Origin of the sequence: Chryseobacterium luteum (genome assembly GCF_000737785.1) — a bacterium.
GTDB classification, from domain to species: domain Bacteria; phylum Bacteroidota; class Bacteroidia; order Flavobacteriales; family Weeksellaceae; genus Chryseobacterium; species Chryseobacterium luteum.
This window is the reverse complement of the sequence record NZ_JPRO01000007.1, coordinates 191,962-216,766: the sequence shown is the minus strand read 5'-3', so window position 1 is coordinate 216,766 and position 24,805 is coordinate 191,962. Positions and strand designations below refer to the sequence as shown.

The 24,805-nt window shown below is 30.8% G+C and carries 16 protein-coding genes; 12 read left to right on the top strand and 4 right to left on the bottom strand.

Annotation, left to right across the window (positions count from 1 at the left end):
* Positions 1 to 126 precede the first annotated feature (126 nt).
* From IX38_RS10335 to IX38_RS10310, 6 genes are all read left to right on the top strand, one after another.
* Entirely contained in the window at positions 127 to 576 is a 450-nt protein-coding gene (locus IX38_RS10335) for a plasmid mobilization protein (RefSeq protein WP_034704536.1), read from the top strand.
* Entirely contained in the window at positions 569 to 1,717 is a 1,149-nt protein-coding gene (locus tag IX38_RS10330; RefSeq protein ID WP_084680248.1) for a relaxase/mobilization nuclease domain-containing protein, read from the top strand. Before IX38_RS10335 ends, IX38_RS10330 begins: the two co-directional genes overlap by 8 nt.
* Before the next feature lie 23 nt (positions 1,718 to 1,740).
* A complete protein-coding gene (locus IX38_RS10325) occupies positions 1,741 to 2,304 on the top strand; it encodes a hypothetical protein (protein WP_034704534.1) in 564 nt (187 codons plus the stop codon).
* A 760-nt stretch (positions 2,305 to 3,064) separates the two neighbouring features.
* Positions 3,065 to 4,504 carry a toll/interleukin-1 receptor domain-containing protein gene (locus IX38_RS10320; protein ID WP_034704532.1) on the top strand — a complete coding sequence of 480 codons (1,440 nt, stop codon included), beginning with the start codon at positions 3,065 to 3,067 and terminating at the stop codon, positions 4,502 to 4,504.
* Positions 4,505 to 5,046: 542 nt separating this feature from the next.
* Positions 5,047 to 6,693, top strand: a complete 1,647-nt coding sequence (locus IX38_RS10315; protein ID WP_034704530.1) for a hypothetical protein — start codon at positions 5,047 to 5,049, stop codon at positions 6,691 to 6,693.
* A gap of 197 nt (positions 6,694 to 6,890) precedes the next feature.
* Positions 6,891 to 11,420, top strand: coding sequence for an SMEK domain-containing protein (locus tag IX38_RS10310; RefSeq protein ID WP_034704528.1), 4,530 nt, complete (start codon positions 6,891 to 6,893; stop codon positions 11,418 to 11,420).
* 484 nt (positions 11,421 to 11,904) lie between these two features.
* On the opposite strand, the gene IX38_RS10305 is transcribed toward IX38_RS10310, so the two are convergent.
* Positions 11,905 to 12,999 (bottom strand): hypothetical protein, encoded by a 1,095-nt coding sequence (locus tag IX38_RS10305; RefSeq protein WP_034704787.1) that lies wholly within the window; start codon positions 12,997 to 12,999, stop codon positions 11,905 to 11,907.
* Position 13,000: 1 nt separating this feature from the next.
* Positions 13,001 to 13,816, bottom strand: a complete 816-nt coding sequence (locus tag IX38_RS10300; protein ID WP_051884617.1) for an RNA polymerase sigma factor — start codon at positions 13,814 to 13,816, stop codon at positions 13,001 to 13,003.
* A 391-nt stretch (positions 13,817 to 14,207) separates the two neighbouring features.
* Between IX38_RS10300 and IX38_RS10295 the strand changes: the two genes are divergently transcribed.
* Complete coding sequence (locus IX38_RS10295) at positions 14,208 to 14,459, top strand: helix-turn-helix domain-containing protein (RefSeq protein ID WP_034704526.1); 252 nt, start codon at positions 14,208 to 14,210, stop codon at positions 14,457 to 14,459.
* Between the two features lie 297 nt (positions 14,460 to 14,756).
* Here the strand turns inward: IX38_RS10295 and IX38_RS10290 are convergent, their stop codons facing one another.
* Positions 14,757 to 16,034 (bottom strand): hypothetical protein, encoded by a 1,278-nt coding sequence (locus IX38_RS10290; RefSeq protein WP_034704525.1) that lies wholly within the window; start codon positions 16,032 to 16,034, stop codon positions 14,757 to 14,759.
* On the bottom strand, positions 16,027 to 16,476 hold the full coding sequence (locus IX38_RS10285) for a hypothetical protein (protein WP_034704524.1): 450 nt from the start codon (positions 16,474 to 16,476) through the stop codon (positions 16,027 to 16,029). The genes IX38_RS10290 and IX38_RS10285 overlap by 8 nt, the downstream gene beginning before the upstream one ends.
* A 196-nt stretch (positions 16,477 to 16,672) precedes the next feature.
* Between IX38_RS10285 and IX38_RS10280 the strand changes: the two genes are divergently transcribed.
* From IX38_RS10280 to IX38_RS10260, 5 genes are read left to right on the top strand one after another with little or no spacing between them, the layout of a single operon-like run.
* Positions 16,673 to 19,468: a type I restriction endonuclease subunit R gene (locus IX38_RS10280; protein WP_034704523.1), complete on the top strand. Its 2,796-nt coding sequence runs from the start codon at positions 16,673 to 16,675 to the stop codon at positions 19,466 to 19,468.
* Between the two features lies 1 nt (position 19,469).
* Positions 19,470 to 21,038, top strand: coding sequence for a type I restriction-modification system subunit M (locus tag IX38_RS10275; RefSeq protein WP_034704521.1), 1,569 nt, complete (start codon positions 19,470 to 19,472; stop codon positions 21,036 to 21,038).
* Positions 21,038 to 22,207 (top strand): restriction endonuclease subunit S, encoded by a 1,170-nt coding sequence (locus IX38_RS10270; RefSeq protein ID WP_051884613.1) that lies wholly within the window; start codon positions 21,038 to 21,040, stop codon positions 22,205 to 22,207. Before IX38_RS10275 ends, IX38_RS10270 begins: the two co-directional genes overlap by 1 nt.
* A 7-nt stretch (positions 22,208 to 22,214) precedes the next feature.
* Positions 22,215 to 23,927, top strand: coding sequence for a restriction system-associated AAA family ATPase (locus IX38_RS10265; protein ID WP_034704519.1), 1,713 nt, complete (start codon positions 22,215 to 22,217; stop codon positions 23,925 to 23,927).
* A 2-nt stretch (positions 23,928 to 23,929) separates the two neighbouring features.
* Complete coding sequence (locus IX38_RS10260; protein WP_034704517.1) at positions 23,930 to 24,805, top strand: HNH endonuclease family protein; 876 nt, start codon at positions 23,930 to 23,932, stop codon at positions 24,803 to 24,805.

Sequence of the window (24,805 nt, the reverse complement as noted above, 5' to 3'; positions counted from 1 at the left end):
ATGGTGGTATGTTAGTGCAAAAAGTACCCAAAGTTTACAATAAGCGTACCCGCTTATTGCAAAAATTGGGATTTTTGATTTCTTCCTATCGTCAGAAATGTTTTAAAACACACTAAAATATACACAATGGAAAAAGACTTCTTACAAGAATTTATACACCAAGTCACCAAGGAAAATGAAGCAAAAATTGCTCAGGAAAAAAGAAAAAAATATTTCCAGGAATTAGGCCGTAAAGGTGGTTTGAAAACCAAAGAAAATAAAAAACTTGACAAGGTTATTTCGATACGAATGACCAATTCCGAATATGAAATTCTCATTAAAAAACAAGAAAAATATCCGCTAAAATTGTCTACTTATATCCGGAATATTTTGTTGGAAAAAGAACTGAAAATTAATGAATTTCAAACCGATGAGATCTTACTTCAATATGGAACTCATTTCAAAAAGATAACGAATCTTTTACGAAATCGGGAATGGAATGTTTTTGAAAATAAGAAAGAAATTTTATTGAGAATTGAAAATCTCATCGAATTAATTCATCAATACCTGTACTCAAAAATTCAGAAAAATGAATAATTCAGCAACCACAAGAACCATTACAAAAATAGCTTTGGAATACAATGGAAACGACAAAGGGACAGCCGAAATGATTTCGTCAAATTGTCTTTTAAGTTCAAATCCGGAAGGTCAGTATTTAGAAATGAAAACAGTAGCCGACCGAAATCCCAAAGTTAAGAAATGGGCATTGACGGGCTACATTTCTCAACCAGATGAAATTGGCAGAAAATTGAAGGATGAAGAATTTAAACAAATTGCAATGGAAGCTCTTGCAAAAGTAGGTGTGACGTACAAAAATCAATACCGATTAGATATTCACAACAGTACAAAACATAAGCATATTCACTTTGTTGTCAATAGAATTGATATTTCGGGAAAGTGCACCGTTAAATCACACGATATCGGAAAGAGATTTGGTGAAGCTGTCAGAGAAGTTTGTAAAGAGAAAGGATTATTAACCGATGTTGAAATTGGAATTCAGAAAAAAGCGGAGATGCTGAAAAGTTTGACCGAAGCCATTAGGTTAGAAGATAATTTTGATGATCTGATCTCACAAATGAAGAAAAAAGGTTTTGAAATTCAATTGTCTTCAAATGTGAAAGACGGGATTTCGGGAATGCGAATTGTGATGGAAAAAGACAAAAATTTTCAAACTGAAAGAATTTATAAAGCTGGTTACAAATTATCTGAAATTTCAAATCAACTGAAAATTTCTGAAATAAAATCTGTATTTGAAATGAAAAGAGTCGTCAGGAAAGCACAAAAAAACGCTGACAACTTAAAAGAGTTTAGGGAGAATATCCAACAAAAGGGATTTTCTGTAAAGATTCAATATACCGGAGAACTTAAAGCCAATCGAAAAAATGAAATTCAGGATATATGGATAAATAAAATTGGCAGTAGTGAAGAGAAAAACGGCTTCTTTTTTCGGAAAAATGTCGGGTTCTCTCTTTCTGCAATAGATTCTGATCTTGGTTCTCTCGTAATATCATTAAGTCAAAGTAGTATAAAAAATGATGTAAGTGATTATTTGAAATCAGAAACAAATGAAAGCTTAATAGAAATTGCAGGCGGATTACTAGGTGACTTCCTCAAACCAACCTATGTTTCTCAGGACGAAAATGAACTCTGTAAAAAGAAACGAAAATTAAGACGATAATCAAAAATTTTAAAAAAATCAATATGGAAAATGAAAATCAAGAATATAAAAGTAACGGGATGGAACTTTTGGAAAATGTTGTAAAATCAAATGAAAGAAATATTGCTTCAAATTTGGAGAATAAGGAATCTAATGCTGAAGTGAAAGCCGATATTAAAGATCTGGTATTGGCAATTGGTCAACTGCAATTAGACTTTGAAGCCGTAAAAGAAATTCCCACCAAAATAGAAATAGTCCTTTCACAAGAAACCAGCGATTTTTATGAGGATTTTTATAAGAAAATGAAAATGAAGGAGAAGTTTAATTGGAGTGGATTAGGAGTTTTTATCTTAGGGATTTTCACTTTTATGCTTTCCATCACTTTCGCAACCAATTGGTATAAAGAAAGCATTAAAGCAAAAAGTGAACTACGACAAGATATTTTAAAAGAAATTGCTGATGAAGGAAAAAATATCTACGATGAAAAAGAGATTAAAATCTTGAACGAAAACACTCAAGTAATGAAAATATGGATTAAAAATAATCCTAAAAAAGCGGAAGATTTTCTGAGGTTTAAAGATGGGTTTGAGGCGAGTAAGAAACAATAATGAGAATGGTTTACCCCAATGCTTTTTCCAAATCCTGATGGCTGTAATAAAAATTCCGTTTTAAAATATTTTTCATCGTTCTGTGGTAATACTCAATCTTTCCCGTAAAGCTGATTGATTTGATGCATTTCTGCAAATACTCTTTCAATTCGCAAGTTATCAAGAACCGTTATATGATAAAGTTTAAAAGATATGTCCTTTCTCAAGCCCTTCTTTTATTACAGGCGAATCGACAGTTATTTTCAAATACAACGGCTGCAATAATATTGATACAAGCAGAGGAAGGTTCAAGAAAAAGAGTCAAAGTCCTATCAGAAATTTTATTCAGGAATATTGTTATCGGGAAATGAATTTTACTTGGTGATTGAGATTTTCTTATAATTTAACTTATGTAAAAAGCTTACAAATAGTTGGCTGACACAAAAATCCCGTCAGAAAGACATGCTGTCAGTTGTCGGAATAGTCTTTTTGCATGTAAATGGAGCAACAATTTTTCAAAAATCCTTTCTTTAAGTCTTTCCATTTTATTTCTTTACTTCGTTTCCTATTTTTTAAAAAAGGCTGCGTTTTTGATTTTTTTGAATGGTATTTTTTATCCCTTATTTGGAACATTCAACTTTTCTTCAGAACAAAATACATTTAGTTTTAAAGGCAATTCCAATCCCAATTTCTTTATTTTTCAGTAAATTCGTATTCGTGAAAGCTTTGGAATAACAGGCACTTTACGTTAATAATTGTAAACCTAGAATAGTGAAATTACATGAATAAAAAAGTTTTCATCTCTTATGCATGGGGAAATAGTGAGTATCAGGATTGGGTTGTTGAACTTGCAACAAGATTAATGAATGATACAGTGGATGTCGTATTGGACAGGTGGTCGTTAAAAGATGGCCATGACATTCACAGTTTTATGGAAGAAATGGTTAAAGCCGAGGATGTCTTTCGTGTACTGATTATTTCAGACAAGAAATATACTGAAAAAGCCAACAGTCGAGAAGGTGGTGTGGGTACAGAGACCCAGATTATTACACCCAATATTTATTCAAAAGAAAAGCAGGATAAATTTATACCATTGGTAAAGGAGAGGGATGAAGATGGTACTGCATATCTTCCTATTTACTTAAAGAGTAGGAAATATATTGATTTCTCACGAGATGAAGACTTCGAAAATAGTTATGAAGAACTTTTAAGAAATATTCTTGAAGTCCCGGCACTTCCAAAACCTAAATTGGGAACTACAGCTCCGGCATATATTACAGATCCATCAGTTAATCTTTCTGAGACACATAATAAAGTGAAGACGATAGATACTCAGATCACCAAAAATGGAAAGGTTTCTTATAAAGAACTGGCGAATTTTATTGAAATTTTCCAAGATAAACTTTGGGATTTTGAATTGGTTAATTCGCCTCGTGATGTAATCGGATATGGCGAGGTGCTTTATGGTAACCTGAAAAAATTTAAACCTCTCAAAGACGATTTTGTGAAGTTTATCAATTTAATTTCTTCTCATGAAGTAGATAATGTAGATGAATTATTGATTGAATTCTTTGAAACGGCTCCACTATATCAAAGTCCACGTGAAGAAGTTAGAAGTTGGAACCCAATTCAATTTGAAATTTTTAAAGTTATTTTTCATGAGCTGTTTTTATATACTATCGCTATAACATTAAAAAATAAAAACTATAAGCTGACCGCAGATCTACTACATACCAAATATTACCAAAAGGATAAATTCGAAAGAAAACCTAAGGCGTCTGATTTTACTTTTATTTGGTCATACCATGAAAACTTGGAAAGGTATTTCTCACAGCTATCAAAAAAAATTACAGGCTTCGGTGAGTATGTTACAGCTAATCTTTCTGAGGGTTTAAAAAAATCAGACATTATTTTAGCTGATACTTTGTGCTATTTTATCAGTTATCTAGACGGAACAAGTCATTATGATCAGTGGTTTCCATTTACGTATGTATATGGAGAAAGCCATTCTATCAGTTTTTTTGATAAAATGACTTCACAAAAGCATTTTGATCATGTGAAACAGGTTTTTAATATAGCTAGTGCTAGCGAATTAAAAACTAAAATAAATACATATATGAGTCAATCACCTGATCAGATACGTTATAGTGGAAACGGTTTTTCAAAAATTCCATTCATTTACGAATTAGTTGATCCGAAAACTATTGCTATGCACAGGTAAACTTTGCAGTTGAACAGCGCTTCCCCTAATTATTGAGTCTTAGGTTAACCTAGATTGCCATTTCGTAGGAAATTTTCTTTTATCAGAAGATTATGAGTTGTTCGGTCTTATCCCCAGATGATGGTTAAGGATTAAAAAATAAAGCTTATCACGAACCTAAATTATTTATGGGCAAATTTTGAAAATGATGCCGTCAACTGACCTTATCTCAATTTGAATTATCAAAACTAATATATATGGAACAAAAACTTGAATATGGAAACTCCTATTACCAATTTTCATTTTTTAATATGAAAGTAGATGTTCCGGGAGACCTAACAATCTGCTGATTAAACTGCCAGCTTGTTAATTCATTTATGATTCTTTCATAAAATTCGCATTATAATAATTTTAAAGAATTTTATTACGAACTTATAAAACAAGCTTAATTGCTTAAAAAGACATAAGCAGATTGGCTTTAATTTTAATAGATTTTCATTGTCACACAAGAAGTCTTTTTTCTTATTTTTAGAATCCCTAATAACTAAAAAAAACTATTGAAAATGCCTGGTTATAATATTGAAGGTAAAAGAATTATCATTTCTGATGATAAATACAAGGATGTTTATTGGAAAGAGCTTTCTTACCTTTTAAAAGAAAAATTCTTCCAAACAGAAGTTGAAATCATTGACACTAAAACGGTAAGCGAAATTCTGAAATTCAGTTTTACTTTTTTCTGTGAAAAATTGGAAGAAAAAATTCAAAGTGAAAATAGATTTTCATTTTATTTATTCTGCCATAATATACATGAAGATTCAATTGATCTTCATCAGAAACAAATTGAAGGTTATCAACTAAGTATAAATGAAGAAAAGTTTGCAGGATCTCGACGTATCCTAAAAATTATACTGGAGCAGTCTACGAAATATGATCTTAAGGGAGCTCCTAATTTTTTTATGGAGATGAAAGAATACACATTAGAATATTGTACATTTCTTGAAGAGTTAATCTATATTGGTGAGTGGGCATTCATTTCCAGCGAATTTTTAGCAAGAGCTCAATTGTTTCCGAAGGCAATAGGAATTAAATATGAGGAGCAAGATAAGGAAATTGCTTTTTTGACTTATCAACCGTATCCAGTACTATTCTCTTACATTTTTAATGATTTACCAAAACATAATTCAGAAGTTGCTATATCAGACTGTATTCATTATTTCAAAGCTTTAGTCGAGGATAAGTATTCTATTAAATACGATGATCTATGCTATTTTGTTGCAGTAAATTTACAAAAGCCTGAGAACCGTTTAGGCATCACGCTTTTCCCTGAAATAATTAAAAATATTAAAGCTAACACTAGCGTGGATCATACATTTCTAGATAGTTTCTATACCGGTCTGACAATTACAAAACATAATGCTTTGAGTATTGAAGAGTGTTTCTATAAGAACCAAGATATATACAGACATATGTATCGACCTATTCTGGAATATAATATTGATGACAAGCAATATCACATAGTCGGGGCTAACAAATGGATGGAAAGTCTTTCACAGCTCTCAACAAATTGCTTTCCATTTGGAATTTTCCCACCGGAATGGAAAATTAATAATGATCTGAAGAAATTTATTGAAAAGGTTGATAATACTCACGATAAAGTTCTTCAGGACCCTGTAGCGAATATCATTGAATCAAAAAAGTTTCCATACGAAATTGATATTAAGAGCTTTCAGACTATTAAGAATCAATTTATAAATATCGACAATACGATTGGTGATATTGATATTCTTTTTCTTGATTTAAATAATAGGAAGATCTATGTTTCAGAATGTAAGCACAATCGATCCAGATTTGATTATAATAATTGGAAAAGGGACTACAGTAATTTCAAAGAAAAGTATGAGAAACAGTTACAAAGAAAAGTAGACTGGGCAGAAAAAAATGTAGATGTTATTCAAAACCATTTTAAGTTCAGGAAAAATGATCCTATTGATATTGACCTAAATCATTTTGAAGTTGTCGGTATTTTTGTAATCAATGCTCCGACAATTTATATGTATAACAGTCCATTTAAATGCTACACCATTCATGATTTTGCAAGATTTTTGAATGATGAGGATCCTTATCCTGATTTTAATATTACATCAGAAGATACCGAGAGGATGTTTACAATTGAACATCCATATTTTGAAAATATTGAAAAACAGATTTAAGATTCTGAGTTTAAAATACTAAAGTTAAACAAGTATTATATAAGTCCCAATGTGCATGATTTATTAAAATTTGTACAAGACAAAAGAATTTAGGAAGTTGTAATTCGGATGAGCTTTACAATATTTTTCTAAGAACTAAACCTGTTATTATTTTCAAAGAAACACCGCCTTCATAACTAGATAAGCCAATTCAATACATGAGTTCTCCAGATTACTTTCATAATATTAGAAAATATTTATTCAGTTACGCCGATCATCTAGAATATACTAATTCATTAGGATTAGGTGACTATGCAATTTTCTCAGAAAATTTATTTAAAAATATACTAAACTTAGTATTTGACTGGAATTTAATCAATGCTAACTCTGAAAAGAAAAATCAAACAGGCTATGATCTAATTTCAAAATCAAAAAACATTTATATACAAATTACGTCGAATAAAAAATTTAAATCAAAATATGATCGTAGTATAGAATCGTTTAAAAATATTGGTAGAGATGATGATCGCTTTATAGTTATCTTTATCTCCAAAAAAATTAATTCAGATATTCTTGAATCTAAAAAGTTAGATGGTGTTGTCTATGAAGCATATGATTTAACTAATCTATTAAATATTATTTTTTACGAATGTAAAGACCCTGGGAGATTGAAGACAATTAATGATCTTCTTGAAGAAATGATTTTACCCATACCATATAAATCTTCATCTACCCACTCAACTGATGCCTTATCTATAGATAGATTACCAGTACAGAAAATCAAAGATATTACATCAAAAATTTATATCAATAGAATCGAACTAATTTCTCAATTATTTGGTTTTGCACAAAAAGATAACGGTTTACTAATTGGTGGCCCAGGATATGGTAAAAGTTTTATATTAGAAGAACTACAAAGATATTGTAGAGATCAAAATATACCCTGCTTCATTATAAGGATTAATGATTTAACAGAGGGAGATAATGAAGAAATTGGAAAAGAACTCAAAATAGATAAAGAATGGTTAAGTGTACTGTCAAATTTGGGATCAGAAGATAATTATCCGATATTAATTTTTGATGCTTATGATACTGCCAAGGATGAAAAGCTTAAGAGTAATGTATTAAAATTGATAAAAAAATCGATAGAAGAGCTTAGAGATTGGCGTATAATAGTTAGTGTTAGAACTTATGATGCTACAAAATCAAGGAAACTCCTTGAACTCTTTCCAGACGGTGAAATCACCAATCAAGTTTCAAGCAGAAATTTTTCAATACCAGAGTTGTCAGAAAAAGAAGTTGAAGAAGTATTTAGCTCAACTCCTGGCTTTGAAGGAATTTTAAATAAGTGTAATAACGAATTAAAAAGGTTATTTAAAATTCCCTATTTTTTGAGGTTGTTCTATAGAATTCTAACTGAAAATGAAGATAAGATAAACACATTTTTAGCAATTGAAAGTGAAGAACAACTATTGAACATTTTTTGGGTTAATATAATTGAAGACAGCTTAGATAAAGATCTGTTAATAAGGAAATTAACTTTAGAGCTTACAAATAGCTCAAGTTTATCTTGTGATAAATATGCAATAGTAAATGAGCGAAATTTCATTGTCTTTAACGAACTTGTAAGTTCTGGTGTTTTAGAAGAAGTTACTATTTTAAATCAAAAGATTTCTTTTACCCATCATATACTCTTAGATTTTGCAATTTCTAAATACTTGTTAAATACGAATGCTGAAAAGCAGATAGAATTTGTTTCTAAGAATGAGAAAATACCATTTATCTTTAGGCAGAGCTTCATTTATTTTTACACTAAATTATATAAAGAGGAGAATAAAATTTTTTGGACTCACTATTTCAGAATAATAAAAGAAAACACTCCTTTATTTAGATTACTCCATCAAACCACATTGATTTATGTGCTGGTTAATTCATATAATTCGATTGAAGAGCTAGACGTCCTTTTTAATGAAAAAGATTTTGATAAAAAAGGAGAAATAATAAAAAAACTGCTTGAAGGTATTAGATTTTTAACTAAAGGAAATGTTAGAGAAAAAGACATCGATTTATTATTAAGAATTTCTTCCAATCTGCATAAAGTAAATCTATGGGAAACCACTGTGCTTATTGAAAAAAGTATAGAACAATTTTCTTTAACTAATAATTTATCATCTATCAGTATTCTTTCTGATGCAAGCTGCAATTGCTTCGATTTTGTATGGCAAAGCAGAAAACAGGTCCAAAATAAGATTGTTTTTGATAATAATGGAGGTATTAGATCGATTGAAAATATATGTAAAACTTTACCATTTAATATTAAAAAGGCAAAAGAGATTTTTAGCAATATACTGTCATTGCTAACTGAAAGTGATTTCCCTATCAGCTATTTCACTGAATTGGCGGATAATATTTTGTTGATTCACAGTCATGACAAAGAGATGGCTGCTCATATTTATAAATCACTTTATTTTCACACAGAATTAAGTGATAAAAAAACAAGTTTTGGAAACGGAGTGGTTTTAACTCTTCAAAGTAATCGGAGACAGGATTATGGAAGAGTTCATTATATATTGGAAGAAAAGTTTAAAGAACTTTTAAAAGTGGACTTTGAATTTTCTATGAAGTTGGGAATTGAGATTTATAATAATGTTAACAGCGTTGAAAATGAAAAGTTTTATAAAAAAGCTAAATTCAGAATTGGACAACAGAATTTAGAAATCTACTCAGATTACTCTCGATATGATTACGATGACGTTAAAGGACCAACATCGTATATTAATAAAATATTAGATAGGATAAGAGAAAATCTAAGTAATGCAGATGCATTTAAAGAGGGAATAAATCAAATTAATAAACTCATGCCATGGTTGAAGAATGCAATGTTATGGCGAAGATTATTTCAAGTACTAAAAATGTCCCCTGATAAAATCAATATAATTGCTTTTCAACTACTAAGCAAAAACGAAATCTATTTGTTTGATGAGTTACTTTATGAATCAGGAGAATTGATTGGGGCAACATGGACAAACTTTACTAATACTCAAAAAGTGAAAATAGAAAAAGCCATTATTTCACTTTTGTCAAATGCTGAATATATTGAAAATCCCCGTATTTCTAAAAAAAGAGTAAGTCAGGTTTTAAATTGCATACCTATTGGACAAGCAGTTACAAAAGATACTATAGAAATACTTTCCGAGAACATCATTGCTCCAAATAAACCACTAGTTTATGAGGGCAATACACTTGCAGATGTTTCTTATCCATCTAGAGAAGAAAAAGCACAAATGGCGGGATTGGATTTAAATAATGAGGAAGAGGCTGCAACATATAAAAAAATTGAGGAGATTGAATCTTTTAATAACCGATTCGGTAATGTAAATAAGCTGCCATCGAAAGATGATTATAGTAATATAATGAGCTATCTAGAAAAACTGTTTTCAGATAGTACTAATTGGAGCGAGTATAAAAAGAAAAATGCGGAACAAGAAATTGCAAGGTTTGTAGGGATATTTTCAAGACTTGGGCAGCAACTAAGTGAGGAAGAATACCGATTAATTAAAAAAATAGCATTACAATATATTTATGATACTGACTATTATAAAGCTGAATATGAACATAGTGATTTGAATCAAATTATTAAGGGATATGGTCCTAATGCAAGGAATGCTTCTATATCTACACTAGTTAGGATAATGTATGCTTTTAAAGAAAAGGATATTGAAGATGTCGTTTTATCATTGATGTTTGATAATGATTCAATTGTAAGGCATTATGCGCTTAAAGGACTCAAATATTTTTGGAACGGTCGTAAAAATGATTACTGGAATATTATTCGAAGACGAGGTGAAGCTGAATTTGATGGCAGATGCTTTTATGAGATCCTTTTGGCATTCTTACCTATAGAAATATTGAAAGAGGATCAAAATAACGTTGAAGATGTAACCTTTTTATTTATCTCAAAGTTAAATAATTATGATAATAAAATAGCTTCAGAAATATGGAAGGTATTAGTTGTGATCATATTAAGATTAATTATGTACAGTAATAGTTCTAAAGCTAGAATATTAATCAGTGAAAATATACATACAACGGAATTTTGTAAAAGTGTCATATTTGAAATCATGAAGTTCATTGATCCTCACCTTGAAAAAAATGACTATTCTAATGATATTAAAAAACACGAAGAGTTTTTTAATATCCTTGTAGAATTAATAACTTATAAATTTGAACAAATCGATAAAAAGCAATTAGAGCCTGATTATAATTTTGAAGACCTTACAACCATTGATTATATGATTCAGCATTTGTACTTTATAGTAGATCAAGGGAAAGGTGAAAACAAAGGTATTTCTGTTACTGAAAATAACATGCTGGCGTTCTATAAAAAAATTAAACCATTGATAGCGCATATTATCGAACAGTCTTTAAATATAGAATCTGGATATATGGTAGCTCACACTGGTTATTATCTTATGAAGATGCTTAATTTCGTATTTGAATTTGATCCCGAAGATATTTTGGATTTTTCGAATAGTGTTGTCTTTTGTGCATCCAAGTCTGGCTTTACGTACGATTACATAACTCTAAAGGAGATCATGAAGTTAACTGATTTAGTTATTACGGATCATAAAGAACTGTTATATAAAAAGGATAATTTTAATAATTTAATTTCAGTATTGGATCATTTTTCAAATTCAGGATGGCAGGAATCAATGGAGATGACTTGGCGACTAAAAGAAGCATTTTAGAATTTTGAAATTATAAAAATTTAAATTGATTAAAAATTAATCAAATATATTCATATAAATATTTTGACATTCACAAAAATTCTGTTGATTTATCCAATTCTCGGATTTTTGGAATATAAGGTATTCCACGAAATCGTGTAATTAGAAAAAATGGGTTTCTTTAGTAATAATCTTATATATTAATGATGCATAAGTCTGTAATGTAATATAAAGTAATTTTAGATTATTTTTATCATATCAAATTATACATTTGTTTGTTTGTCGTTAATAATATTATATCTTTTAATTAATACCATATTTTTACCATCCATTTTTAAATGATTGAATATCAGTATTTGTGATATTATAACTTTTTAATTAAATTGTCACTAACCTCGTTTTTAAGAAAAAAGAAGCCCACGCCGTTGTATATACTCTTCAGTATTTAGTGAGTGTTCATGACCTCACCCTACGGGTTTACAAGCACCCTCGTTATCTTTTTTAGCTATCCAATGATCAATTCGATACCTGCCTTTTCGGCTTTGTATCTTATTTTGGTCTGCAATTCATAATAACTCCAATTGCGAAGCACAAATTCCTGTTCTTTTGCAATGCCGATTTTGTCTTCCTGGTTTTTTAGAATCAATGTGCCTGCCTGCTGCTGGATGCAGAAATCAATAAGCTTCCGGCTATACAAATGAAGCCGATGGCTTACATAACGGCTTTCCAGATTCTCTGTTTTATGCAATGCCTTTTGTTTGCGTTTGACTCCATTATCTGAACGGGCATAGGCGATACCGTCTTGAATCCTTTTTTGACTTGCCTGAATCGCCAACCTGCGGTATAAAAACTCCTCTTTTGAGCCAATATTGATTCGCATATTGTTGGCTTTTACCACTATCGGATGTTCCAAAGACAGGGAAGCTTCTGCAATAATTTCTGGTTTTAAAAGATGCTCTTCTTTTTCAAATTCAAATACTGCCAGCCAATAGATTTTTCCGGCTTTCAGCTGGATTTGCGACGTGCAAAGCTTTATCTCTTTTCTTAATAGACGTTCCATTATCATTCGCTTATCAGAGAAGTCTTTCCCTAAATAAGTTTTAACAGGAATAGCAAACATATTGAAGCAAAACGCTTTCTTTTCAGGATCATACTTCATTTTGCTGATGCATTTTACTGGAAGCGGAATTGGAATGTCTTTTTTAAAGTTCCTCAAAGATTTTGTTCCCTGCCAATAGTCGGCTTTGTTTTTAGAAAAGGTTGATTGAATCGTATTGTTCAGGCTTCCCAGAATATCGGTAGGAATTTCTCCTTTAAAACGGTTGGAGACTAGCCGTGCAGTTGTGTTTGTTTTCGAACGGGTAAATATTCCCATTTCATCTTTGCTTTCATCAGCAAGCTTGTATTGTATTTCTTCGGTGAGGTAAAAAAAATCCTTGATCATTTCCTGAACATACAAATGGGAAACGATAAAATTAGCCGCTCTGAAACAGCGGTTTTGATATCGATAGAGTTTTTCCCACATCTCTTTTTGTTCATTTGCAGGAAGATCGATCAGCAGCTGAATTCTTCTAGTAAGTGTAATCGTGGATTTTTCCATTTCAAAGAAGTATTTCAGAAGTGTTTTGATTTTGCAGATGTTGAAATGCATACAGAAATTCCCGATGGACTTCTTTTTCAGATAATTTGAGTTCTTGGGCGATAACTGCAAATGAAGATTTCTGCTCAAACCTTCTTTTCAAAATATCGAGTTGTTGACTACTGAGTTTTTCTGACTGCTCATTGTTATCGAAAGCTTTTTCCTGTGGCTTTTCAAAAGAACTTCTGTTAAGAATTTTCCGAAGGTCATTAATAGCTCTGCTCACCTCATTGCTGATGTCTTTCACGCTGCTTCCCATTGCTTCTGCGATTGGTTTGTGCTGAAAGCCATATTCTAAGCAAAGTTCAATCAGGTGTTTTCTTTTGGGATCCAATACGTTTAACACTTTTTTAACTTCATCGAAATTTTTCTGATCGGATTCCTGACTGAGAAGATACTCTTTATCTTTTAGCGGGTCATAACCTGCTAGATAATCCTGATAATTCTCAAAACTTTCAAGAGAGGCAATTAAGCGATGGAATTTATTTCTTGGAGAAGAAACATACGATATACAATCTCTTTTCATAACAAACCGTAAAAATCCAGTAATATGATTCGGGGTCTCAATGGTGTCGCGGTGTAGCCACAATTTAAGGAATGTATCCTGAACAATAGTCTCCACTACAAACTCATCCTTAAGTACCTGCCATCCAACCCAGAAAAGAAGTCTCTTGTAACGCAGATGAATATGTTCCAGAGCGGTCGGATTGCCTTTTTTCAGCAGTTCGTACAACTGAAGATTGCTCATTTTTCGGAATAAAGAGTTTGTTGTTTTCATAAGCAGCGTGTTTAAGCAAAATTATTGCTGGAAGGAACTGCTTAGATTTTTATATGAATTCACTGCATCATTAAAACACTATCTCACTACATCTTGCCAAAAATAAAAGGCGTGGAACTCAACTTATAGCATTAGAGGCACTGGTATACCCGTGTACGATAAGTGAGCCCACGCCGAAGTCGTGGGCACATTTACTTATCTTCTCGTACACATAAAATTACCAGTTTTCTAATGCGAGAATCTAAGCAATAGCTTCTATATTTCTTTGAACTATTGCAAAATTACACTCTTGTAACTTGTATTGCAAATATAACAAAATATTTAATACTTGGGATATATCCCAATAGAAATTTTATGATTTTATTGCATTTTGCTTTTAAATAAAGCTACGATGGACATTTTGAAGGATCTTACAGTTGGTATTGGAAAAAGAATTAAAGTAATTAGAAAACAAAAAGCTTTAACTCAAGAAACCTTAGGATTGATAACTGGAATTGATAGTGCTGATATAAGTAAATATGAGTCAGGTAAAATTAATTTAACACTAAAAACAATCTCAAAGTTTGCTATTGCATTAGGAGTACATCCAAAAGAATTATATGATTTCGATCTTGATATTGCAGAATATAAAATTGAGGAATAAAGTTCAAATGAAGTTAGAATTTTATATATATTTAATAAAGAATGAATTGGTATAACTTGAGATTGAATAGATTAAAAAAATCTAAGATTTAAAATACCTTGCATTAAGTCAATACGATATAAAAATATTATCTAAAACGCCCGTATAATTAAAGGTAATAATACCTAGTTTACACATGCTAGATAAAATATTTTAGATGGTATGTATTAAAACGAAGAATTTTTGTATGTTTAGAGCAATTGATTTTAGAAATCAATTATTTTCTTTAAAAACTATTTTAGTGTTGAGATAGCTTTTTTATAAGTAGCATTCAAGTTTTTTATAAATACCATCAACAATTGTCGCAATACCTGACACGGTTACAACTTTATCCTCATTTAAACTTTTAGTGAATATTGTGTGAGTTAAATCTTTATTGTTCCTATTGATTGCTAATCTAATTCTACTGAAATTTTCAGATGAATCAGTGTATAATCTTGCTAACCCTTTTCCTGATTCACTATTTATACTAAAAACAAGTATTCTATATTCTTTAGGCGTTTCATCTGTTACAACTTTGATATCATTTGCAATTGATTCACTATATAAAAGCTTAGTTTCTACAATATTCTTGTAATCACGATCTATGATTCCATTGCTGAAAAATTGGTCTTTATAATCCACTACACCGACTTCAAGTGTATCAAAGCTTTCGTTCGATTTTAAAAATTCACTAATATCGGATAACTTTTCTGCCGTAGTATTAATTCCGTCAATAAGGACATCAGCTGATTTTGGGTCAGGTTCCTGATTTGAGCTCTGAAATATTTCAAAGAAACTATCTTTAACGACTGAAAAATTTTCAGACTCATCTACGTTGCCATTTAAAAAATTATTTTTTTCTTGAGGCAATTTATAAGAGATGTAATTTAAGTACAGATTTAAAAAATCAGTTACTTTTTCTTTTTTTGCTTCAAAAAAAGCTAACTGCGGATTTGGAATAATATCTATATCAAAATTAAGCCTATAACTCCCTACTTGTGAAGGTTGTGAAAGAATTCTTGATGAAATTCCAAATACAGCTAATGTTTTTGAAGCCTCATTTAAATAATCATATATTTTTAAATTCATGCTATTAATATCATTCACCAATCCCCTATGCAAATCAGCTAATTTTCCTTTTAAACTGAAAGAGTAATTTAGAGTTTCAGCAACAATAAATTTTTCAGGAATAAAGGAATTCTCTAACGGGATATAATCTGTTGGAATTTCTGATGTTGGTAACAAGTACGAATTAATTATTGTATTATTAAAAGTCTTCTCTAACACAAATATTTCTTTAGTATTAAGAATCAAATCTCTATAAGATAATTTTTTCTTGTAGAAATATCCATAATCTTTCTCACTTACGATTACGATAAAATATATCAGAGAGTTTTTGTCGTCATCTTCGTCACAAAAAGACCCTATAATTTTATTTCCGAATTTATTTGTTCCTGTAAATAAAATGGGGTATTCATCAAAGTGCAAAACGGTGTAATTGCTAGTTATAACTGGCAATTCTGAGTTTTTTAGGGCACCTATTAAGTTAAGCATTTTTAGTTGGGATTAAAGGTATCATTTTAACTAATTCTAAACGGTCAACTATGAATGTATCTTCTTTAAAAAAGTCGTAATGAAATTCATTATATACTTCTTGATTTGGTGTATATTTTACCACACCAGCATCATTTTTAAATTTAAAAACGGAAATATTATTTTTATATTTGGGACTGTAATTAGCTGTAGCCTGATACTTCTCTAGTAAAGTACTTGAACTGGCATCATTCCAAATTTCGACGGAGACACCATGGTATCCACATATATCTTCACACTCGACCGAAATTGGATGTTGATCTCTTTCGTAATGATTTTTAAAATCTCCCTCTTTCATATCAGGAGCCTTCCTAACTCTTCTAGCAAATGTGTTGCTTAAATCCACATAAGATTCAGTTAAACAGGAGCATTCAGAGTTATCAGTTATTTTTGTAAAAAGCATATAAAAGAGGTATGGTCATAACAAATATACACTTTATAGTAGCATTTTCTAAAATTTGTAAAATCTATTTAATTTATAATTCAAATTCTGACATATTATCATCTAATAAATTACTTTTTAAAATAAAGTTTTTTTGAAAAGAAATTATTTTTACGTATTTTGACGAGCAGTAAGTAATCTACTACATCTAAATATAGTGAAAAACGAAAAGCATACACGAAAAGAGATAATTGATAGCCGACTCAAACATGCAGGGTGGGATGTCAATGATTCTACTCAGGTAGTAGAAGAGTTTGATATAATTGTTGACTCAAGTATGGTTAAAGAAGCTTCCACACCGTACGCCGGTCGTCAATATAGTGATTATGTTTTATTGGGAAAAGATGGTAAACCATTAGCAGTTGTCGAAGCAAAAAAATCTTTAGTTGATGCTAATATTGGTAAAGAACAAGCGAAACAATACTGTCAAAATATTCAAAATCAAAGAGGGGGCGAATTACCATTCTGCTTTTTTACAAATGGTCATGATATTTACTTTTGGGATTTAGGAAATTATCCACCAAAAAAAGTACACGGTTTTCCAACCCGTGATGATTTAGAGCGCTATATATATATTCGAAAATCCAGAAAACCACTTGCAAGTGAACTTATTGACATATCAATTGCTGGACGCGATTATCAGATCGCTGCGATACGTTCTGTAATGGAAGCTATTGAAAAACGTAAGAAAAAGTTTTTATTAGTGATGGCGACAGGTACGGGTAAGACTAGGACTTGTATTGCATTAGTAGATGCATTAATGCGTGCTGGTTGGGCAGAACGTGTTTTGTTTTTAGTAGATAGAATTGCATTACGAGACCAAACTTTAGAAGCTTTTAAAGAACATTTACCAAACGAGCCTAGATGGCCAAAAATTGGTGAAAAATCAATAGCAAAAGATAGAAGGATGTATGTTTCTACATACCCTACAATGTTAAATATAATTAGGGATGAAGATACTTCCTTAAGCCCTCATTTTTTTGATTTGATTGTAGTTGATGAAAGTCATCGTAGTATTTATAATACTTATGGTGAAATTCTTGATTATTTTAATACAATAACATTAGGATTGACTGCTACACCAACCGATGTAATTGACCATAACACATTTAAACTCTTTGACTGTGAAGAAGGAATTCCAACATTTGCCTATTCCTACGAAGAAGCAGTAAATAATATTCCGCCTTATTTGAGCAATTTTCAAGTAATGAAAATTAAAACCAAGTTTCAAGAAGAAGGAATCAGTAAAAGAACCATTTCTTTAGAAGATCAAAAAAACTTAATTTTAGAAGGTAAAGAAGTTGCTGAAATCAACTTTGAAGGAACAGACTTAGAAAAATCGGTGACCAATAAAGGAACTAATGCTTTAATCATTAGGGAATTTATGGAAGAATCTATAAAAGACCCAAATGGTGTTTTGCCTGGAAAAACCATATTCTTTTGTACAACCATCAAGCATGCAAGGCGGATGGAAGAATTGTTCGACGCTTTTTATCCAGAATATCATGGCGAGCTTGCAAAAGTTATTACAAGTGATGACCCAAGAGCATATGGTAAAAATGGTTTGTTAAGTCAATTTACCAATAATGATATGCCTCGTATTGCAATAAGTGTAGGAATGCTAGATACAGGAATAGATGTCCGTGAATTAGTAAATCTTGTTTTTGCAAAGCCAGTTTATTCCTATACTCGTTTCTGGCAAATGATAGGTAGAGGAACGCGTTTGCTAGAACCTAAAAAAATAAAACCTTGGTGCACACAAAAAGATAACTTTTTGATTTTAGACTGTTGGGATAATTTTGAGTATTTCAAAATTAATCCAAAAGGAAAAGAAATTAATTCTTCTATACCTTTACCAGTTCGTTTGTTTGGAATTCGATTGGATAAAATTGAGAAAGCACAAAAATTACAAAACAGTTTCATTGTAACTAATGAAATTACAAAATTGAGAAAACAAATAGTGTCTTTACCAACAAAATCTATTGTGATTCTTGATGCACAATCAGAATTACAACGGCTGGAAGATGTAAATTTTTGGAATCTCCTTACCTCTGATAAACTTGCATTTTTACATTCCGTTATAAAACCCTTATTGAGGACCGTTTCTAATGTAGATTTTAAAGCTATGCGTTTTGAAAAAGACGTCCTAGAAGTTTCCTTAGCACATTTGTGTAAAGAGAACGAAAAGTTTGAAGCGTTAAAAGAAAGCATTATAGAAGAGATAAGTGAATTACCTACAACAGTAAGCATTATTGCGAAAGAAAGTGAACTCATAAGAAAATCCCAAACAAACAATTATTGGGCTACCATTACTGAAGAAGGATTTGATGAACTAATTGTGAAGTTATCACCTTTGATGAAATTTAGAGAAGCAGTTATGCCACTTGGAACTGCAAAATATAATTTCAAAGATGAAGTTTATGCAAAAGAATATGTAGAATTTGGCCCACAACATGAAGCTTTAAGTATTGCGAAATACCGTGAATTGGTAGAGCAAACTGTGAACGATCTTGTATCAGAAAATCCAATTCTTCAAAAATTAAAACAAGGACAAGAAATAACTACTGAAGAAGCAGCAAGTCTTGCCGAAGTTTTACATGACGAACATCCACATATCACTGTCGATTTATTGCGAAGGGTTTATTCCCATCGCAAAGCACAACTCGTCCAGTTTATTAAACATATTTTAGGAATTCAGATTTTAGAATCATTTCCGGAAACCGTCTCCAATGCTTTTTCTGAATTTGTAAAAGCACATACTTATTTAACTGCAAGACAGTTGCAGTTTTTAGATTTACTCAAAAAATTCATCATCGAAAAAGGTGAACTCAATAAACGAAACTTAATTGAATCTCCCTTTACCATGTTACATCCTGAAGGAATTCGTGGTATATTTAAACCCAACGAAATAGAAGAAATTATAAACCTTACAAATAAATTATTAGCAGCTTAATATGTTACATAACAATGCTATATTAAAATCATTAATTGATCGCCTCTGGAATAACTTCTGGAGTGGAGGAATCAGTAATCCATTAACGGCAATCGAACAGATTACATATTTGCTCTTTATGAAGCAAATGGATGATTTAGAAGCCAAACGAGAACGCGATGCAGAATTTACTGGAGAATCTTATACTTCAAAATTTGTCGGATTCTTCCAAGTTCCGGGAAGTGATACTGAAGTAGATAAACAAGATTTGCGTTGGAGAAATTTTAAAAGAATGCCTGCTGAACCAATGTTGTTGCATGTACAAACTAAAGTTTTTCCATTTTTAAAGCAGTTTGAAGGCGGTTCGAAGTTTACACACGCGATGAACAATGCTGTTTTCATCATGCCTAAACCTTCGTTATTGGTAGAAGCCATTAAAATTATTGAAGAGATTTTTGTAGAGATAGAAAAAGATTCGTCAATTGGTGGGCAAGCTTTTCAAGATATACAAGGTGATGTGTACGAAATGCTGTTGGGAGAAATTGCAAGCGCTGGTAAAAACGGACAGTTTAGAACACCGCGTCACATTATAAAATTAATAAACGACTTGGTAAAGCCACAATTAGGACAGCGTATTGCAGATCCTGCTTGTGGAACAGGCGGGTTCTTACTTGGTGCATATCAATATATTTTAACGGATTTGGTTAAAAAAGAAAATCCAGATGCTTTACAACCCGATGAAGATGGTTTTTTGCGAGCTACCGTTTCAGCAACCTTAAATGAAAACTTAAAAAATATTGTAGAAGAATCGTTATTTGGATATGATATAGATACTACAATGGTACGTTTGGGTTTGATGAACTTGATGATGCACGGTATCGATCAACCGAATATTGATTATAAAGATACCTTGAGTAAATCCTATAATGAAGATGCACAATTTGATATTGTTCTTGCTAATCCGCCATTTACCGGAAATATTGATAAAGGTGATATTAATGAAAGTTTAAAATTAGGAACTACTAAAACCGAGTTGCTTTTTATAGAACGCATTTACACGATGTTAAAAATGGGTGGAACAGCAACTGTTGTTGTGCCACAAGGAGTTTTGTTTGGAAGTGGAAAAGCTTTTGTAGAAGCGCGAAAAATAATGGTAGATAAAAGCGAGTTGAAAGCAGTTATTACCATGCCAAGCGGTGTTTTTAAGCCGTATGCAGGTGTAAGTACCGCTATTTTATTATTTACAAAAGGCAGTGAAACTAGTAATGTATGGTTTTATGAAATGCAGCACGATGGTTATGATTTAGATGATAAGCGTAGAAAAAATGGAAAAAGTGATTTGCAAGATATTGTAACACAATATTATAATCGTAGTTCGGTTGCTAGTACTGAGGAAGAAAGAGAAAGTCACTATTTTTCTATTACAAAGCAAGAAATTGCGGAAAATGGTTATGATTTGAGTTTGAGCAAATACAAACGTGAAGTCCATGAAGAAATAACTTATGAAACACCAACAAAGATTTTTAATCGATTAGAAAGAATTGAAGAAAATATTATTAAAGGTATTATTGAATTAAAAGAATTGGTATAATGAAGTTAGGGGATTTATGTGATGTAGTTCGTGGGAGTAGTCCAAGACCGCAAGGTGACTCAAGATATTTTGGTGGAAATATTCCTAGGCTAATGATTGCTGATGTAACAAGGGATGGAAAATATGTAACTCCGACAATAGATTCTTTGACAGAAGAAGGCGCCAAAAAAAGTCGTCCAATGAAAAAAGGAGATGTAGTTATTGCGGTAAGTGGTGATCCTGGAAGACCTTGTATTTTAGCTGTAGACGCTTGTATTCATGATGGATTTGTTGGATTAAGAAATTTGGATGAAAGTGAAATTTTAAAATCTTATTTATTTTGTTTTTTAAATTATTTTAAACTTGTAAATAGAAAGAATGCTGTTGGAGCAATTTTCCAAAATTTAACAACAGATCAGATAAAAAAAATTGATATACCAAGAATATCAATTGATAAACAAATTAATATTGTTGAAATTATAACTAAAGCCGATACTTTAATAACCCAACGTAAAGAAAGTATCTTGATGTTGGATGAATTGTTGAAGAGTAGTTTTTTGGATATGTTTGGGGATCCGGTAAAGAATGAAAAAGGATGGGTAGTTAAAAAATTAAAAGATGTTTGCATTAAAATAACTGATGGAACACACTTTTCACCTCCAATAGTTGATGTAGGAATTCCATATATTACTGCGAAACATGTTAGAGAAAATAAAATTGATTTTTGGGCAAAACCATGGTTTATTTCAGAAGAGGATCACAAAGAAATATATAAAAGATGTAGTCCGAAAAAAGGAGATATTTTGTACATTAAAGATGGAGCTACAACTGGATATTCTGCAATAAATCGGTATGATTTTGAATTTAGTATGCTGTCAAGTTTAGCATTACTTAAAGTAAATTGTAAAATATTAAATGCTGAATATCTAAATTCATGGTTAAATAATGATATTGTAAAAACTCGAATACTTAAAGGTATGGCCGGAGGTGCAATTAAAAGGTTAACACTAACTAAGATTAATCAATTACCAATCAATGTCCCGCCAATAGAACTTCAAAACCGATTTGCCACAGTAGTAGAAAAAGTAGAAACTTTAAAAGCGGAGTATCAAAAGAGTTTGGTTGAGTTGGAAAATATGTATGGTGTTTTGAGCCAACAGGCGTTTAAGGGAGAATTGAAAATAAAATAGTAGTTAGATGAAGTTATTACGTTTACAAATAAATCATCATTTTAGAAGTTTACCAGCTGGCTTTAAGTTAATTTTTAGAGAGGGTGATGATAATCTTTATGAAAATATAGATGAGCCTATTTGTTTGGTAGGAGTAAATGGTTCTGGGAAATCTAATGTTTTGGAAGCTTTGGCAGAAATTTTCAGTTATTTGGATCAAACCTTTTTAAGATATGTAAATAGTCACTCCGATAGTCCACTTATCAATAGTTTTGAAATTGAATATTTATTACCAATTGCATATGATATGAGATCTATTGCAACGGATTTGGATATTAGTGGTAAAGAAGATTTTATTCATGTTAAAATTGCTAAGCTTAATGATGTTAAGCCAACATTTTATTATTATTTAAATGGAGTTGAAAAGATAATTGGTACAGATTTTCAATCTTTTATGCCAAAAAGAATTGTAGGGTATTCTTCAGGTCAAAATGAGTTATTAAGCATTCCCTTTTCTAAAATTAAATTTAGATATTACAACACTTTATTACAAGAGTTTAAAGAAACATATCGGGAAAATGTTGAATATAGTAGATTGAAATATGTTGATTACGAAGAAAATTACAACATACTACTTTCAAATTTTTTAATGGCAAAAGATAATGAAGCCGACGTTTTAAAAGAAACTATTTCGATTGAAGAGATAGAAAGTTTTGAATTAATTATCAATAGAAACCAAAGTAAAAAAGGTGCTTTACCAATAGATGTCGACATAGATAAATTCCTCACTTTCTTTGAGAGTAGATCGAATTATAAATATCAAAAAAAGCCAAATGTTACAGTGCTTGGATATACTGATATAGAAAATTTAAAGATTGAATTACAAAATAACTTTGGAGATGCTGCAGGGTTATATACTTTATTTAAACGACTCGGTTATTTGAATCTGAATTTTGTTGATAAGATTAGTATTGACCTATTACTTGCTTCAGACATTGAAATATATAATAATTATGATATTTCGGATTTTAGTCCAAAAGACAAACTGTTCCAGATTGCGGAGGTTAACGTTAGAAAAAGTAATTTAAATTATCCAATTAACTACAAAAGCCTTTCAGACGGCGAACATCAGTTTATTCATGTGATAGGGACTTTATTAATGTATAAAGATGAGTCCTCTTTATTTCTTTTTGATGAGCCAGAAACTCATTTTAATCCACAATGGAAATATGAATACACCAAAACCTTTAAAAAAATAACTGACCGTTTTAAATCACAGATAATAATGACAACGCATGATCCTGTTTTACTTTCAGGATTGTCTAAAGAGAATGTAATTGTATTTAACAAACCAAATAATGGTTTGGAAAGAACCTATAAGCCAGATAAAGATCTTAGAGGAATGGGTGTAGATGCAATATTAACTAGTGAAATATTTGGGTTGAATTCTACTCTTGATAGTGAGACATTAAATGATTTTATTGAGAGAAGAAAATTATTGATTAAAAAAGAAAAAGGAGAACTAAGTGACATTGAAAACGAAAAATTAACAAAGTTAAGTTACCATCTAATGGATATTGATTACAATAAACCTTTTGCAGATCCACTATACAAAGATTTTATTATGGCAATCGAAGATTTGGATGTTTATAAACAAACAGAAATAAGTCGATCAGAAATAAGGGAAAGAGAAGAAATAGCAAAACAAATCATGAAAAAATTGAATGATAATGGATTATAATTATGAGATACATTAATGTTGAAGGTTATAATCCTAAAAGTTTAAAAATAGTATCGCAAAAGAAATTGTCAGAAATGATTTCTAAAGTTTCCATTGCAGAAAAAAAAGCATATTTGGATGTACCAGACAATCAAATATGGACGAAATATAAGAGAGGATTTGAAAGATTAAGTCATAATAAATGCTGGTTCACTGAAGCATATTCAACTCTGTCAGATTTTCACATAGAACATTTTAGGCCAAAAAAGAAAATTTATTTAATAAAAAATAAAGATCCATATATTGAAGAAAGAATAGCTACAGACAATAATGGTTATTGGTGGCTATCTTTTGAATTAGGGAATTTTAGATTGGCTGGTGGAAAACCTAATCAATATAAAGGAAATTATTTTCCTTTAGAATCAGGCAGTAAAGTTGCTAAAGAATTAGACAATTCATGGAGAAATGAGAAGCCAATGTTTTTGGATCCTTGTGTAAAAGAAGATGTTGAATTAATTACTTATGATGGAGTTGAGCCCAAAGAATCAAACCCAGATATAAATTCATTAGAACATATAAGAGCAAGAATATCTATTAAGATTTATGCTTTAAAAATTAATAAATTAAAAAATGCTAGATCAAGAATATTTGAGGTTGCTAAAAATTATTATAACTCGGCTGAGTTAAACTGGAAAGCATTGAATGAAAATAATGGAGTCAATCAAGTAGCTTATAATTTGGCAAAAGAAAATTTTGATGTAAGTTGTTCAAATCTTGTTTTAATGCTAAAGCCTAATAAAGAATTTACTAGAATGGTATTAGTATTTTTAGTTTCCACTAATCTTGATTGGATAGAAGAATATATTATTGATGTAGCTAAGGCGAATAAGTTTATTTAA

What these genes read in the sequence shown, in the direction of transcription:
- IX38_RS10335 (WP_034704536.1), top strand. Translation starts at nt 127, where the DNA reads ATGGAAAAAGACTTCTTACAAGAATTTATACACCAAGTCACCAAGGAA.
- IX38_RS10330 (WP_084680248.1), top strand. Translation starts at nt 569, where the DNA reads ATGAATAATTCAGCAACCACAAGAACCATTACAAAAATAGCTTTGGAA.
- IX38_RS10325 (WP_034704534.1), top strand. Translation starts at nt 1,741, where the DNA reads ATGGAAAATGAAAATCAAGAATATAAAAGTAACGGGATGGAACTTTTG.
- IX38_RS10320 (WP_034704532.1), top strand. Translation starts at nt 3,065, where the DNA reads ATGAATAAAAAAGTTTTCATCTCTTATGCATGGGGAAATAGTGAGTAT.
- IX38_RS10315 (WP_034704530.1), top strand. Translation starts at nt 5,047, where the DNA reads ATGCCTGGTTATAATATTGAAGGTAAAAGAATTATCATTTCTGATGAT.
- IX38_RS10310 (WP_034704528.1), top strand. Translation starts at nt 6,891, where the DNA reads ATGAGTTCTCCAGATTACTTTCATAATATTAGAAAATATTTATTCAGT.
- IX38_RS10305 (WP_034704787.1), bottom strand. Translation starts at nt 12,999, where the DNA reads ATGGAAAAATCCACGATTACACTTACTAGAAGAATTCAGCTGCTGATC.
- IX38_RS10300 (WP_051884617.1), bottom strand. Translation starts at nt 13,816, where the DNA reads ATGAAAACAACAAACTCTTTATTCCGAAAAATGAGCAATCTTCAGTTG.
- IX38_RS10295 (WP_034704526.1), top strand. Translation starts at nt 14,208, where the DNA reads ATGGACATTTTGAAGGATCTTACAGTTGGTATTGGAAAAAGAATTAAA.
- IX38_RS10290 (WP_034704525.1), bottom strand. Translation starts at nt 16,034, where the DNA reads ATGCTTAACTTAATAGGTGCCCTAAAAAACTCAGAATTGCCAGTTATA.
- IX38_RS10285 (WP_034704524.1), bottom strand. Translation starts at nt 16,476, where the DNA reads ATGCTTTTTACAAAAATAACTGATAACTCTGAATGCTCCTGTTTAACT.
- IX38_RS10275 (WP_034704521.1), top strand. Translation starts at nt 19,470, where the DNA reads ATGTTACATAACAATGCTATATTAAAATCATTAATTGATCGCCTCTGG.
- IX38_RS10270 (WP_051884613.1), top strand. Translation starts at nt 21,038, where the DNA reads ATGAAGTTAGGGGATTTATGTGATGTAGTTCGTGGGAGTAGTCCAAGA.
- IX38_RS10265 (WP_034704519.1), top strand. Translation starts at nt 22,215, where the DNA reads ATGAAGTTATTACGTTTACAAATAAATCATCATTTTAGAAGTTTACCA.
- IX38_RS10260 (WP_034704517.1), top strand. Translation starts at nt 23,930, where the DNA reads ATGAGATACATTAATGTTGAAGGTTATAATCCTAAAAGTTTAAAAATA.